Annotated in this window: 12 protein-coding genes; 8 read left to right on the top strand and 4 right to left on the bottom strand. The window is 36.1% G+C overall.

Annotation, left to right across the window (positions count from 1 at the left end):
- The first annotated feature begins 16 nt into the window (after nt 1–16).
- The 4 genes from A6E04_RS15180 to A6E04_RS15165 all read left to right on the top strand — a co-directional run bounded on the left by A6E04_RS15180 (nt 17) and on the right by A6E04_RS15165 (nt 5,217).
- Nucleotides 17–1,240 carry an OmpP1/FadL family transporter gene (locus A6E04_RS15180; protein WP_065611748.1) on the top strand — a complete coding sequence of 408 codons (1,224 nt, stop codon included), beginning with the start codon at nt 17–19 and terminating at the stop codon, nt 1,238–1,240.
- A gap of 117 nt (nt 1,241–1,357) precedes the next feature.
- A complete protein-coding gene (locus tag A6E04_RS15175; RefSeq protein WP_065611747.1) occupies nt 1,358–2,986 on the top strand; it encodes a phosphoethanolamine transferase in 1,629 nt (542 codons plus the stop codon).
- A 117-nt stretch (nt 2,987–3,103) separates the two neighbouring features.
- Complete coding sequence (locus A6E04_RS15170; protein WP_012551707.1) at nt 3,104–3,790, top strand: response regulator transcription factor; 687 nt, start codon at nt 3,104–3,106, stop codon at nt 3,788–3,790.
- Nucleotides 3,778–5,217 (top strand): sensor histidine kinase, encoded by a 1,440-nt coding sequence (locus A6E04_RS15165; protein WP_017023337.1) that lies wholly within the window; start codon nt 3,778–3,780, stop codon nt 5,215–5,217. Before A6E04_RS15170 ends, A6E04_RS15165 begins: the two co-directional genes overlap by 13 nt.
- Nucleotides 5,218–5,275: 58 nt before the next feature.
- Here A6E04_RS15165 and A6E04_RS15160 read toward each other — a convergent pair whose 3' ends face one another.
- The 4 genes from A6E04_RS15160 to A6E04_RS15145 form a co-directional block, all read right to left on the bottom strand.
- The gene (locus A6E04_RS15160) at nt 5,276–5,932 is read right to left on the bottom strand and encodes a hypothetical protein (RefSeq protein WP_017023336.1); all 657 of its coding nucleotides are present in this window, start codon (nt 5,930–5,932) and stop codon (nt 5,276–5,278) included.
- A gap of 72 nt (nt 5,933–6,004) precedes the next feature.
- Complete coding sequence (locus tag A6E04_RS15155) at nt 6,005–7,543, bottom strand: sulfatase-like hydrolase/transferase (RefSeq protein WP_065611746.1); 1,539 nt, start codon at nt 7,541–7,543, stop codon at nt 6,005–6,007.
- A 64-nt stretch (nt 7,544–7,607) separates the two neighbouring features.
- Nucleotides 7,608–9,047 (bottom strand): DUF1254 domain-containing protein, encoded by a 1,440-nt coding sequence (locus A6E04_RS15150; RefSeq protein WP_017023334.1) that lies wholly within the window; start codon nt 9,045–9,047, stop codon nt 7,608–7,610.
- Between the two features lie 111 nt (nt 9,048–9,158).
- Entirely contained in the window at nt 9,159–10,064 is a 906-nt protein-coding gene (locus tag A6E04_RS15145) for a LysR family transcriptional regulator (RefSeq protein WP_017023333.1), read from the bottom strand.
- A 138-nt stretch (nt 10,065–10,202) separates the two neighbouring features.
- Here A6E04_RS15145 and A6E04_RS15140 point away from each other — a divergent pair, with 138 nt between their 5' ends.
- The 4 genes from A6E04_RS15140 (at nt 10,203) to A6E04_RS15125 (ending at nt 14,108) form a co-directional block, all read left to right on the top strand.
- Complete coding sequence (locus A6E04_RS15140) at nt 10,203–11,345, top strand: ABC transporter substrate-binding protein (protein WP_017023332.1); 1,143 nt, start codon at nt 10,203–10,205, stop codon at nt 11,343–11,345.
- A gap of 439 nt (nt 11,346–11,784) precedes the next feature.
- Nucleotides 11,785–12,675, top strand: a complete 891-nt coding sequence (locus tag A6E04_RS15135; protein ID WP_017023331.1) for a helix-turn-helix transcriptional regulator — start codon at nt 11,785–11,787, stop codon at nt 12,673–12,675.
- Nucleotides 12,665–13,813 (top strand): EAL domain-containing response regulator, encoded by a 1,149-nt coding sequence (locus A6E04_RS15130; RefSeq protein WP_065611745.1) that lies wholly within the window; start codon nt 12,665–12,667, stop codon nt 13,811–13,813. Before A6E04_RS15135 ends, A6E04_RS15130 begins: the two co-directional genes overlap by 11 nt.
- A complete protein-coding gene (locus tag A6E04_RS15125) occupies nt 13,788–14,108 on the top strand; it encodes an Hpt domain-containing protein (RefSeq protein ID WP_017023329.1) in 321 nt (106 codons plus the stop codon). Before A6E04_RS15130 ends, A6E04_RS15125 begins: the two co-directional genes overlap by 26 nt.
- Nucleotides 14,109–14,541: the final 433 nt, after the last annotated feature.

Genomic DNA, 14,541 nt, shown 5'->3' with positions numbered 1-14,541 from the left:
AACACGAGAGTTCTGAATGAAACCCACGCACCGATTAACGTTATTAAGTTCGGCTTTGTTATTGGCTTTTCAAGCGAATGCAGCAGGAACACTAATTCAAGAAATGAGTAAAATGACCGTCAGTACAGCTGGTGCAGGCAGTGCGGTATTAGCAGAGAATGCCTCGGTAGCTTATTCAAATCCTGCCGGTATGAGTTACATTGAAGGTGATGCATTGAGTGTGAATGCGGCAGTAATGGATCTTGGTATTAATTATGATGATGCGAATGATCTGCAAAACAGCAGTGATAATGCGGGTGGTCTTCAACCTTATGGTTCTCTGTATTACGTCCATCAGCTTAACAATGATATCCATTTAGGAATGAGCGTGTCCGCACAAGGAGGCAGCGCATTGGATTATGGAACCTCTTATGCGGGGGCTCTGAGTTTAAATGATCTTAGATTATCCGTGATTCAATTGAACCCAAGTGTGTCTTATCAAGTTAATGATAAATTGTCGATAGGGGGAGGATTGCAAATTGACTATGCCAGCTTTGATGAAACCTTGTTATATGGGCAGGGTAATATTGAAACCGACAGTTGGACATTGGGATATAACCTTGGTGTTATGTATCAGATCGATAACCATAACCGTTTGGGTATCGCGTATCGTTCTCGTATGAACCATGATTTGACGGGAGAAATGAGCACTGAATCAATGATTGTTCATAGACCAAGTCACCCAAAAGTCCCCCTTCCTATTCCAGCAATGTCCGGTCAAGCGGGCTTAAACGTTCTTAATCCTCGTCAACTTGAATTATCAGGTTTGCATCAATTGAGCCAGCCACTCAGTGTCGTCTGGAGCTTAGGTTTTGAGCAATGGAGTGATAATGAATCAACCACGGTTTCTATTAATGATGGTAACCACATTCAACAAATAGAACGTAATTTTGATGATGTATGGACAGGAGCTGTTGGTGCTCGTTATCAATTAACACCAAAATTACGCTTGGAGTCGGGTATTGGTTATGCAACGTCACCGTTAGATGATCCTAAATCTCAAGGTGCTGATTTACCAGTAGATACTCAACACAGATACAGCATCGGTGCGACTTATCAGTGGACAAAAGACACGTCCTTCAACACCTATTACAGTTATGTGGATTATGGTGATCCTGAAATCAATAACAGCGGTATGATAGGGCAATTCGATAATTCTAATCAGTTTATCGGCATTACGATGAATATGGCGTTTAAATAAGCAGATCTCTATCATTCATTTAAATTAATAATGAAAAACAGCGAATCATAAGTTTATCTTCAGCGAATCTTAAGTTTGATATGAAACACTCATGTCACTCTTAAAGGTTCTGAAGGTATGTTCATTTTGTCTACTTTGATTTCAAAAATTAAAAACAATTCTATTACGATGAATATGGTGTCATTAATCCCCATCGTCTCACTTTACTTTGCGGTTGTTTTTAACTATCCAATTAATGAAAAGATTTATCTTTTGTCTCAAGGGCAATCTATTTTTCTTTTCTTAACACCTGCGATTTTGACGTGTGCCTTTATTATTATTTTTTCGGTATTTGCTTTTCCTTATGTATTTAAAGGCATCGTTACCCTTCTTCTTTTAACTTCTGCTATGGCGTTCTATGCCGCGTTGCAATACAACACGATGTTTGATTATGCGATGGTAGAGAATATTTTTGAAACCAATATCGGTGAGGCTACATCGTATTTGAGCAGCGCTTCTGTTCTTTATTTTATTCTTTTTGGTGTCGTTCCAACTTTATTGTTGCTTAAAGTGAAAGTGGTACGTCATGCATCATGGTCAAAAGAATTGTTTCACCGTGCGTTACTCGTCAGTCTTGCGATTATTGGTCTGTTATCTATCTCAGTTGTTTATTTTAAAGATTATGCGTCGATTGGTCGTAATAACTCTTACCTTAATAAAATGATTAATCCAGCCGATGCTTTTAATACGGTCAAATATTTAAATAATACGTATTTTACTGCTCCGATGGAGTACAAAACATTAGGTGAAGATGCGGCACTTATTCCTGCTAAAAATGGTAAGCCTACGTTAATGTTTTTGATTGTGGGTGAGACCGCTCGTGCACAAAACAATACGTATAATGGCTATGAAAGAGAAACGAATCCTTATACAAAAGATCTTGGTTTAATTGCCTTTCAAAATGTATCTTCGTGTGGAACCGCGACCGCATTGTCTCTTCCATGTATGTTTTCGAATATGCCCCGCACAAGTTACAACAGAGAGCGCGCAAACAGCCAAGATAATGCGTTAGATATTTTAAGTCATGCAGGCGTAAAATCGGTCTGGATTGATAACGATGGGGGAGATAAAGTCGTCGCGAAGAACATTGAGAAAAAGATGATCACTGATCATTCTGATCCTAAGTTATGTGATGGGTTAAGCTGCTACGATGAGATTTTATTTAAAGGTCTTGATGAGCGCATTGCGGCAACAGAAGGTGATCAACTCATTGCTCTTCACACGATAGGCAGTCACGGTCCGACGTACTGGAAAAGATACCCAGAAGATATGGCGGTATTCAGTCCTGCGTGTAATCGAAGTGACATAGAAAACTGCAGTGATGAAGAGATCACGAATGTGTACGATAATACGTTAGTGTATACCGATTACATCATTGCAAAAGCGATTAAAAAGCTAGAAACCTACTCAGATAAATACAATGTTGTATTGTTGTATATCTCAGACCACGGCGAGTCATTAGGTGAGAATGGATTATATCTACATGGCGCGCCTTATATGATTGCACCAAAAGAACAAACTCAAGTACCTTGGTATATTTGGATGAGTGACGATTATGCAACTCAAAAAGGCATCGATAAAGCGAGTGTGATTGAGAAAGCGGCAACCGGAGAATATTCGCATGATAATTTATTCCACACTTTGCTTGGTTTGTATGGCGTAACCACGAAAGCAAAAGATAATGCATTGGATATTATGGTGAATTAACCATAAAACAAAAATTGCCATGATGTGGCACTAATACAGAAAAAGAGGGGAATCATGAGAATGGTAACCCTCTTTTTTTGTTACTATAATTCACTAATACATAAGGTGGTAAAAAACATGAATATATTGCTGATTGAAGATTCTGAACATTTACGTCGTAGTCTCGTTGTCGGGTTAAGTAATTTAGGCTTTACGATTGATGAGACTGGAGATGGCTCAAAAGGATTATCAATGGCAATCACGAATGACTATGACTTTATTATTCTTGATCTTATGTTACCTAATGTAGATGGTATTACTCTGTTAAAAAGCATCCGCAAGATGGGAAATGACGTAAAGGTGATTATTCTATCGGCAAAATCGTTACCAGAAGATCGAGTTGAAGGGCTACTTTCTGGTGCGGATGATTATTTAGTTAAACCTTTTTCTTTTGATGAACTTCATGCTCGTATTTTAACCGTAGGGCGAAGAGGCATTGTAAAAAATAGTGATGATGACGTGAACCTTGCAGGATTCCGGCTCGATCTGGCTAAGAAAGAATTTGAATTTGAAGGAACCTTGGTTGAATTAACGAAAAATGAATACAAAATTATAGAGTGTTTGTTTTTATCAAAGAACCAAGTCATGACCACTGAAAACATCAGTAATTATGTGGTGGGCTCGTTCGATTCTTTATCTAAAAATACGATAGAGTCTCACTTATCGTCAGTACGAAAAAAAGTAAAGCTTCTTGGTGGCGAAGTGCCGATCAAAAATAAACGTGGTTTTGGCTATTACTTGGATAGAAACGAATGTACTCAATAAAAAGCAGATTAGTTAATGCCTTAACCGTGATCATCGGTGCTATTTTATTAGTGGTCTTTTTATCATTGGACTTCATTCTTGATGCTTGGGTTGATAAGCAATTTGATGAAGCATTAATTGAAAAATCCAATTATTTTAAATCACTTATCGAAGTCGAAAGTGATGAGATTGAATTTGAATACCATAAAGGGTTCATGCCTCAATTTGAACGAAAAGAAGATGCCGAATTTTTTCAGATTTGGTCAGATAATAAGACGTTTGCTAAATCCGAATCCTTGGCTTTTTTTAATGATGCCGATCTTAAATATAAAGACGTCCCCACGCATGAGAGTCGAATTTTTAAATTGAAGTTGCCCGATGGAAGTATGGGGAAAGCCATATCGGCGCGTTTTCAACCTCAGTTGTCCTCTGAGATGGATCCTAACGATATTAAGTACATTGGGACCATGCACCTCACGTTGGCGATATCGAATCAAAAAGTAACGAATATCCTTTTGTTTGCGGATTTATCTCTTTTGTTTGTTTTTCTCACCACCATATTTGGGATGAGAATGGTGATTATTAACGTTGTTGATAGAGAGTTAGAGTCACTGTCCCTTTTGAATAAAGAAATTTCAGAGCTCGATGCTAATGCAATTCAAATTAAAGATAATCCGAAAGAAAGCCAAGAAATTGCACCGATAAGGCGTGAATTGAACCGATACCTTGATTTAAATGCAAAAATCATTGCAAATGAAAAGCGTTTGTCTTCAGACATTGCTCATGAATTAAAAACCCCAATCGCGGAGTTAATTAGCTTAAGCGAAATGAATATTCGTTTTCCTGATGATATTCGGATTTCGGCCACTTATAAGGAAGATGTTCTTTCGATTTCGAATAACATGAAAAATATTGTGAACCAGTTAATGATGCTAAATCAAAGTGGGTCTAAGAGTTTTTCGTTAACACAGCAATCAGTGCAGCCTTATCCCGTTGTTGAGATGGTAATGAGTGAATTGGCCTTTAAATATCCAGAAATTAAAGATCGGGTGTTATTAACATCGCCGTCTCATTTACCGGCCGTACATGCCGATAAGTTTTGTATGGAAGTGATCATTAAAAATTTACTTGATAATGCATTGTTTTACAGTACAAAAGGAAGTTCAATTTCTGTGTCTTTGTGCGTAGATCATAGCCAAAATAATGTTGTATTATGTCTCTCTAATCACTCAGGAATCGCATTAACCCAAGAAAATATAGATCATTTATTACAACCTCTTTATCAGGTGGACCGTTCTCGAACTAACACCGAGCGACATGGGTTAGGTTTGTCTATTGTTAAAAATTTATGCGAGATAAATTCATTCTCTCTAGAAACGACATATAAAACAGAAACGAATGAAATATCATTTACGGTGAGTTTCCCTTTAATTCCAGTAAAGATATAAATCGCTCGAAATATAAATATACGCGGCTATTTGATTAATTAGCCGCGTATATTTACGTTTAGATCTTAAATTTATAGGTGATCCATGTTTGTTCATCAGTACTGCCAGTAAAGAGAATCACGTTACTTTTATCTATTTTATACCCCACATTAAGCTCAGCATAAAAATCTCTAAACTCTTCTCCATTTAATCCATATTGATACTGTGGTGAGGCGAGAATGAAAAATTTGTCGTTAATATTATATTTTGCGTATATTTGGGTATTAATAAGGTTGGTGTCTTTATATAGATGATTGGATTCCCATGATTTTCCATAGGTTATTCCAGCATAGAGTTTTAATTTCTTATTAATAGGGATAACTTGCAGTAAACCAACCGTCGCATAATTTGAACTAAGGCCATCAATATGGTCGTCTTTACCGGAATCAATATAAATGCCAGTGCCTGTTTTTTTATTGGGAACAAAAATACGAGCGCGATAGGTTTCAAAGTTATTTGTTCCTTCTATTTTTCCCATTGCTGCCCAATTATGTTGACCGACAGAGAATTGCAGTGAGCCTCCAAGCCCTTTATCTCCGGCTTTAATATCGCCGCCAGTGTAAACTGACATAGGATCAGACATATCAACGTCATCGTGATTTTGGACGGTCTCTTTTGCATTTGAGTAGAAGGGGGTGAGTGAGATAAGAAAAAAAGAAAGAGTGATGTATTTCATTAGAATCCTTAGCTTTAATAAGACAGATAAGAAAAGAGGAGCGGTTATGCTCCTCTTTGGGTTGTACTACGCTTATTTCACTGAGTTATCCGACATTCCAATGCCACCTGATTTTTGACGTGGTGGGAAGGCTTTCAGAGATTGCTTATATTCAACAATCGATTTTTGTATGGTTGGAACGATCCATGAGCGCTCTTTCATCCATAAGAACCAGCCATTGGTATCTATGCTTCGTTCAAATGGGTCGGCTTTAATATCAAGAATAATACCAAGCGGCCATGCTTTTGCAGGTTCAGTCCATTCCGTTTTCGTTTTTAAATGAACTTTCCAGTCATCGACACGAACGGCATTTAAATCTTGCTCGTTATAGAAGAAAAACTCGTGGCGTTTACTCGGTCCTTTTTTGGTTAACATGTCCATTTGATTATAACCGTCTAAATGCACTTTATAATTGGCATCGCCAATCTTAGCGCCTTCTAATAGGTCTTTTTTCACCGTCGTATCGCCCGTTGCTGCCGCCATTAGGGTTGGCAGCCAATCTTCAGAAGTCATAAATCCGCTGGTGTACTCGCCTTGAGGAATGTGTCCAGGCCAACTAATCAGCATAGGTACTCTAAACGCGCCATCCCATGTTGTTCCTTTTTGACCACGGAACTCTGCACTTCCCGCCATTGGCCAGTGATCAAGGTTAATACCATTATCAGCAGTAAACATAATGATGGTATTGTCGGTCTCTCCAAGGGCATCAAGCTTATTCAGTAAGACACCAATTTGGTCATCCAACTCTTTTAAGGCATCGAAGTATTCGGTGTGACCACTTGCTCCTAAATACTCGTCTTTTACGTGTATTTGTTGATGCATTCGTGATGGGTTGAACCACATAAAGAACGGCTTATCTGGTGTTTTCGCTTCATGCTTGTCTAACCAATCTGTTGAGAATTTAACGAATTCGTCATCGATGGTTTTCATACGCTCAGATCCAAGAGATCCTTTATCTTCTATACGTTGCTTTCCGATTTCACCCCAGCGAGGTTGCACTGTTTTATCGTACTTATTGGTTGCAAAGCTGTGCACCATATTACGAGGTCGACCAACAAAGTTTGGATCTTTAGGGAAATTAGGTTGTTCTGGCATTTCCATTACATTGAGGTGATACAAGAACCCGTAGAATTCATCAAAGCCATGTACCGTAGGCAAGAATTTATTGCGATCACCTAGGTGACTTTTTCCGACATGAATAGTGTCATATCCTTTTGCTTTTAACATTGTTGCAAGCGTAGGGTCTTCTTTCTGTAAGCCAATGTTTGAGCCTGGTTGACCTACCGTCGTTAACCCCGTTCTGAATGGGTATTGCCCCGTAATAAACGCGCTTCGACCTGCGGTTGAACTGCCTTGTGCGTAATAATCACTGACCATCATGCCACGCTTGGCAATTCGGTCTATATTAGGGGTTTCAATGGCCCCTAAACCACGGTGATAAGCTGAAATGTCCATAGGGCTAACATCATCTACCATTATGGTAATGATGTTAGGTTGGGTTTGAGCCGCATGAGCGCCAAAGGACGTAACCGCGAGGGCTAGTGCTGTTTTTGCGATGGTTTTTGTTTTCATGTCAAAGTACCTGTAAATAGAAAGCGGTTAAGGCAGAAAGTAATGAACTCGATAGTCGTTAACTCTATTTCATTGGATTGATAGGTGGCACTGTCCACGTCATATCGAGAATGTCTTGTGATGGAATATATAAACGTGTAATTGCATAGAAATTGCCTTTTGATGTTGGTAGCCAATTTGCAATGTCTTTACTGTTACTGGGTTTTTTATGAGACAACATTAAGTCAAAAGAGCCGTCTTTGTTTTTCTGAATCGGCGTTTGATCATTAATATTAAAACGATGTATTTGGTTACCGATTAACATTTTAGTTTTTGCGTCGTACACGGTGACAGACCAAAATGAATCTACTGGAGGCGCAGTGGCAAAATGCATGGTGTATTGAGTGTCACCAGATAACAATTTGCCTTTTGAATCCGTGTAGGTAATTGGATACATGGCTTCTTTCGCGCCTTGCCCGCCTAAATACGGGTGTGATATCAACGAACGAAGTGCATTATCGTCGCCGAATTGGTCAAGAACAAAAGAGTAATACCAACCATCTTTCATTTTTAGGGTGACGGGGTTTGAGCTTTGAGCGGCGACTATTTGTTGGCCATCTTTAACGGCTTTTTCAAGTTGAACTTTCATTGCTGGCGTCAGTCTTGAGCGGTCAAACCCATCGTTAGTTAAACCAATTTTTTTGAATTGGCCTAATAAGGCTTGCTGACGTTCAGGGAGCGGATTAGCTTTTAAGCCAGCACCAAGCTCTTCATAAAAACGAAGTGGGTCGTCGGCTTTTCCTACTCTAGGAGACAATGCAGGCGAAATGAAGGTACTTGTATCATGCGATAAGTATTTACTTAGTGGTGTCAACGTATATTGGTCTTGTATTGCATGAACAGCAGGATAGTCTTTTTCACCAAATACTTGGGTGCGACCCCATAACCAGACTTTTGTTGTGGGCGCTTTTATTACCGTCATACCTTTAGGGGCTTCACCCTGCCAATTGGGTGGCACTATCATGACTTCTTTGGCCGATTCTCCCGTTGCTCGTGTACCCACATATTTAAATAAGTTGTGCCACATATCAAACATATCGATGACAAAGTAGCGATCTTTTACCGTAGGAGTTGATAAGATCATTGGTTCATCTGACACGTCAACAATGGCACTTGAATATAAGGTGTCGCGATTTGCTGTTGGCATGTCTGTATCTTGATCGGTTGGAAGGCGACGAGCATGACCAAAATGATTTAAAGGAGCTCGGTAACTGGTGTCATTTTGAGGTTGAGACATATCAGTATATTGACGGGAAATTTGTTCCATACGTACGAGGGTTGAGCCCCATAAATACGCATTTGTAGCCAATAAATAGCTTTCTTGAGCAAGCCATGTGATTGCTTGATCGTGTTGGATTTGCACTGAGGGAGTCGGTGGGGGGGATGTTAATTCTTGAGCATGAATACTGAGGGAACTCATTAAAACGGTAGCAACAATGGTTGATGTAATTTGTTTTTTAAACATAAACGACTCCTTCGAATGATAGAAGCAGCTTACGTTTTTTGGTTAAAAATTGTGTCTATACTCTCTATAGGTATTTTTAATAGAGATGGGATATGTTTCTAAAACAACGGATTAAAGAGTATTTAATATTCGCTTGGTTTCTTTTATTAGCCATTCCGTAAGGGGTTGCTTTCTATTTTTTTGGTGACAGAAAAAAGCAATTTTACGTTGATAATCTTCCGGCACAAATTCGTGAGGAATCGCTAAGAAACGAAAATCATCACCGATCGAGTTTTGAAGAGATCGTGGCATGATGCCGACATACTCGCTTTCTTTCATTAAGTTGGTCATTAAAGCAACATCGCTGGTTCTTAAATTAATTTTCTTCTTCAATTTAAAATGACGAATCAACTGCTCCGCTTTAGAGGGGCCGGTCACTCCAGGGATAATACAAATCGAGATAGGATAAGGAATAAGGTTTTCAATGGTAGCTTCTGTCATTGGGTGATCGTGACGAACCACAAAGGCAAAGGTATCACCGCCAACTTCTTGCTCCATTAATGTTTTGTTGGTCTCCATCGGTAAATAAGTAATACCAAAGTGCTGGTGAGAGTTGATCTCAAGTTTTTTTGGGGTATTTATACTCCAATGAGAGCATTGAACTGTAAGATCAGGAGCCAATAACGTTAATTGCTTAACTAATTGAGTGCCTAATGTTGATACGAGTGGTGGAGAGAGTAAGAGGTGCAACTCGCCGTCGAGCTGAGAGATATCCCACTCTGTATTATCACGATATAAGACATCAATCTGCGTCAAAATATCAGGTAGGGTTGATAGTATATGAGCGCATTTTACCGTGGGTATTAGGTTGTTTTTATCACGAATAAATAAGGGGTCATCAAATTGGTCCCGTAATTTCTTGAGCATAATGCTGATGGTTGGTTGGCTTAAATTCATTCGCTTTGCCGCCAATATAGTTTGTCTTTCTTCATTTAGAATGATAAGCAGCTTAAGTAAATTGAGATCTTTATTGTGCATGATGCGTCCTTAGTGCCGTTTATTTTTCTTTTATAATGTGAAATAAATATAACGATAAACGTCTGAATGTTCATCATTTATACACTATAATCGGGACCAACATAATAAAAATACAATTAATGGATAAAGGAAAAACGGATGAAAAAGTGGTTGTTATTGCTCAATAGCTTAATCTTTTCTTTTGGTGTGAATGCGACAGATACATGGAAAGAAGTAGAACAAAAAGCCAAAGGACAAACGGTATACTTTCATGCTTGGGGAGGAAGCCAAGAAATAAATAACTACCTTCGTTGGGCAGATAAAGAGTTGCAACGTGACTACGGAGTGACACTAAAACACGTTAAAGTTGCTGATATTGCAGAAAGTACGTCTCGTCTTATTGCCGAAAAAACCGTAGGTAAAAATGAAGGTGGCAGTGTTGATATGGTATGGATTAATGGTGAAAACTTTAAATCTATGAAAAACAGTCAATTGCTTTTTGGTCCATTTGTTGATCGTTTACCAAGTTGGAAATACGTAGATAAATCGTTGCCAATAGACAGTGATTTTTCTGAGCCAACATTAGGATTAGAAGCGCCATGGGGTGTTGGTCAATTAGTTTTTATTCATGATAAAGCGACATTAAATAACCCGCCACAGTCTTTTTCTGAGTTATTAAGTTACAGTAAGGCATTTCCTAATCGAATTACTTATCCTAAACCTCCTGAATTTCATGGCACGAGCTTTTTAAAAGCACTGCTAATTGAATTGACCAATAATAATCCTCAATTAATGAAACCAGTGGAAAATGCTAATTTTGCCGAGGTAACAAAACCGCTATGGGCATATCTTGATGAATTACATCAAACGGCATGGCGTAAAGGAAAGCAATTTCCATCAGGCAGCGCACAGTCAATTCAACTGCTTGATGATGGGCAGATAGATCTCGCGATCACATTCAATCCAAATGAAGTCTTTTCAGCTCAAGCTAATGGTAAATTAGTGGAAACGACGGAAGCTTATGCAATGGAAGCGGGGGCATTGTCTAATATTCATTTCCTAGCAATACCATGGAATGCATCCGCAAAAGAGGGAGCACAAGTGGCGATTAACTTTTTACTAAGCCCTAAAGCACAATCTCGTAAAGGTGATTTAAGTATTTGGGGAGATCCATCAGTATTAGAATCTCAGTATTTAATGGGGTCAGCAAAAAATACGACGTTATTTAAATCATTAGCTGAGCCACACCCAAGCTGGCAAGTGGCGCTAGAAAAAGAATGGTTAGTACGTTACGGTAATTGAATTCACTATATTATGATTTAAATGGGCCGTATTTGGTAGTAATACCGAATACGGCCTATTTTTTTGTGACACAGAAAAACTTAAAATAATAAGTTGAATTCTTAAAATAGAGACGATTTATGTATATTTTTTGGGATTTGTCCTATTGATTTTTTAGTTTATTTGAAAGTTTATTTTAATGATTTAACTTTTAGTTAAATCTAATTTAGAAATATTTTTATATAATTAATTTATATTGTAAGTAATAAATTACAACCTTATTAAGTAAATGCTTATATATAACAGTTAATTATATTAATAATGTCATTTTAATTTCCCATAAAGTTCTATAGAATCATTTTAGTCTAGGCACTTTTATTTATATCCATATTTTAAATGCTATGGGTGTTAAAAAAATAAAATATTACCCTCAAGCTAGGTAGAGGATTAGTTCATTTTTATGAAGAATTTATTTGAGCAAATTTTAAAAAAATACAGAATGAAAAGCGGAATTACTCAAGAGTTTATGGTCGATTTATTGAGTAATAATTCATCCAATTTGAAAAAATTAGACAATGTGACTTTTAGTCGATGGGAGAGAGGGATCACTATCCCACCATTCAGGAAACAAATTGAGATATATCGATTACTTGGGGTTGATCCAATTGATGAGATAATAGAACTTGATATAGATTTACCACAAATAGAGGGTGAAGATTATGTCATTACTGACTATTACACGGACTCAGTTAATGAGTTTTATTCTTATTGCCTCAATCGTACGAACATTGATGAGGCAATCAATTTTATTGGTGAAATTGAATTAATCAAAGATGGTGATGTATATATCAGTAGATTATTTGATTCATTTAAATTAGATAGAGAAGAGCACGTTATCCAAATGATGATAGAAAAATTTAATGCGGAAATTATTATTTGTAAGTATAAAAAAAGAATAATTGCTCATTCTATTACTCTTGATATTGAACCTGATTTCATTAAAGATCTGGTAAGTAACAGTATTGATCTATCTAATATAGAGTCATACTCTGGAAGCAATCCGTTTGTGATCTCATTTCATGCTTCAACACTTACTACATTAAAGTTTATCATTGGGAATGTGTTGAATAAATTTTTAGATATTCCTAATCTTGAATCTAAATTATATATGGCATCATTTGAGAAAAATATACATAAGTTATTTGTTAAACTTAAATCCAAAGTTAAATATAATGAAATTTATAACGGAAAAAACCAGAAGATTTCTGAGTTAACAAAATTTGACATTAATAGTTCAAGAGAAGCATTGTATTTCCTTGTGGGCTTTAGAAGAAAAGAATATGAAAAATAATATTTTAATAGTCGATGATATTGAATTCTCAAGAAAAGTAATTTCTTACATAATAAGAAAGAAATTTAATGATGACGTAAATATTATAGAAGCAAATAATAGCCACGATGTAGAGAAAATACTTAAAAGTAACGTAATAATTAACGGAATTATTACCGATATAATCATGCCTGATGGAAATGGATTTGATTTAATTAACATACTCTCTACGAATAACCATAGAATCCCTATTGTGATCGTATCGTCTGTGAAAATGAGCATACTTGAAAAAATTATGAATCTGGCTGAAGTAAGCGGTGTGAATATTATTAATTCATACAAAAAGCCAATATCATCCGAAGACATTATAAAATCAGTTGAGAGCTTTATTTTCCATCAACGAAAATCTGAAGATAATGATCTTAATGAAGAAAGACAAACTGCTTTAGTTGAATTGTTTTATCAACCTCAAATCAATACAAAAGATAAGGTTATGATTGGTGCCGAAGCCTTTATTCAATGGAAGAATAAAGAAGACAGTTCAGTGTCTAAGAATGTCTTTATGCCTAAAATTGATGATATGAAAAAGCTATTAAACTTCATGAGGTTATCAGTGTTGATGCTCTTTGATGAAGTGTATGCTTATTTTTATGATATGGGTGAAAATTTTAAAGTAAATTTAAAAATCCCATTGAAGATCATTTGTGATGATGAATTTATCGAATCTATTTCCAGTAAAAAAGAACGAATTCCTTTTAATAAGATAGTTTTTGTTATTGATTGTCACGATAAGATCAAAGATGACGTTAAATTAATCGATAATACGAATAAGTTAAAAAATATTGGCATTGGAATCGCGATAAATTTTTGTAAACAATGTGATAAAAATTATATTTCAGATACATTTAAGAAAATGTCCCTATCAGGCGTAACGATAGAACAGAATGTACCTAACTCTGATGTACTACATATACGTAACAGTTTATCTATAAATGATAATGACCTTATTATTTATGATGTCGATAATAATGAAATTAAAAATAGTTTGATTGAACAAGGATTAAAATATCAACAGGGCAATTATTTATCACCATTAATGAACCCGATAGATATCAATAAATGGATTAAGAACTATGAATCAGAGACTTCAGGAATTTAATGTTAAAGAGTTTGAAAATGGAACATGCACTAGAAACCAAACATCGGACGCTTTATTTTTTAAAACGATGATAAAAGAAAGCATTGAAAATGAACTCAATTCTGCTGAGTATGAAAAAATTCAAGATACTATTCATGCAATTAAAGGTATATCAAGTTATGCAGGATTAAACAGGATGCATGAAATATGCATTAGACTAGAGAATTATCATCAAGTGATGACGTTTGATTTGATAAAAACCACCTTAAATAAGGAGTATGAAAGTATTTTAAAGGATAAAAATTTTATTATTTGAATTCGTATTCTAAAAGCATGATTATTATCATGCTTTTTTTATACGTCTTTATTTATTTTATTTTCTATCTTATCCTAAATTTCATGTCTATCCATATGAATATTTATATAAATTTAGTTGTACCTAAACCGTTTGAATGAGCTCTGAATTGTGATGACTGTAATACTTTATGGTTATATTTGTTGTTTTTGTTTTGGGTGTAAAGTGTGACATTGCTCGTATCTATTTGTTAAATAAGATGAAAGTCATGATGTTGGCACTTTTATCTTTATATTAAAAAAATATGCCTTATTCATTTTTATGCCAAATTATTATGATGTTTTCACTTTATTGATACATTGATTCCAAAGTTAATCAGTGCCAATGAATATACATAGCAAAAAAGTAAATGTTTATTTCTTTGTAAGTGGAAAATTTTAATATTAAGGTTATC

Origin of the sequence: Aliivibrio logei, from assembly GCF_001691055.1 — a bacterium.
GTDB lineage: Bacteria > Pseudomonadota > Gammaproteobacteria > Enterobacterales > Vibrionaceae > Aliivibrio > Aliivibrio salmonicida.
Note: the sequence above shows the minus strand (reverse complement) of the source record. Positions and strands in the feature narration are given on the sequence as shown.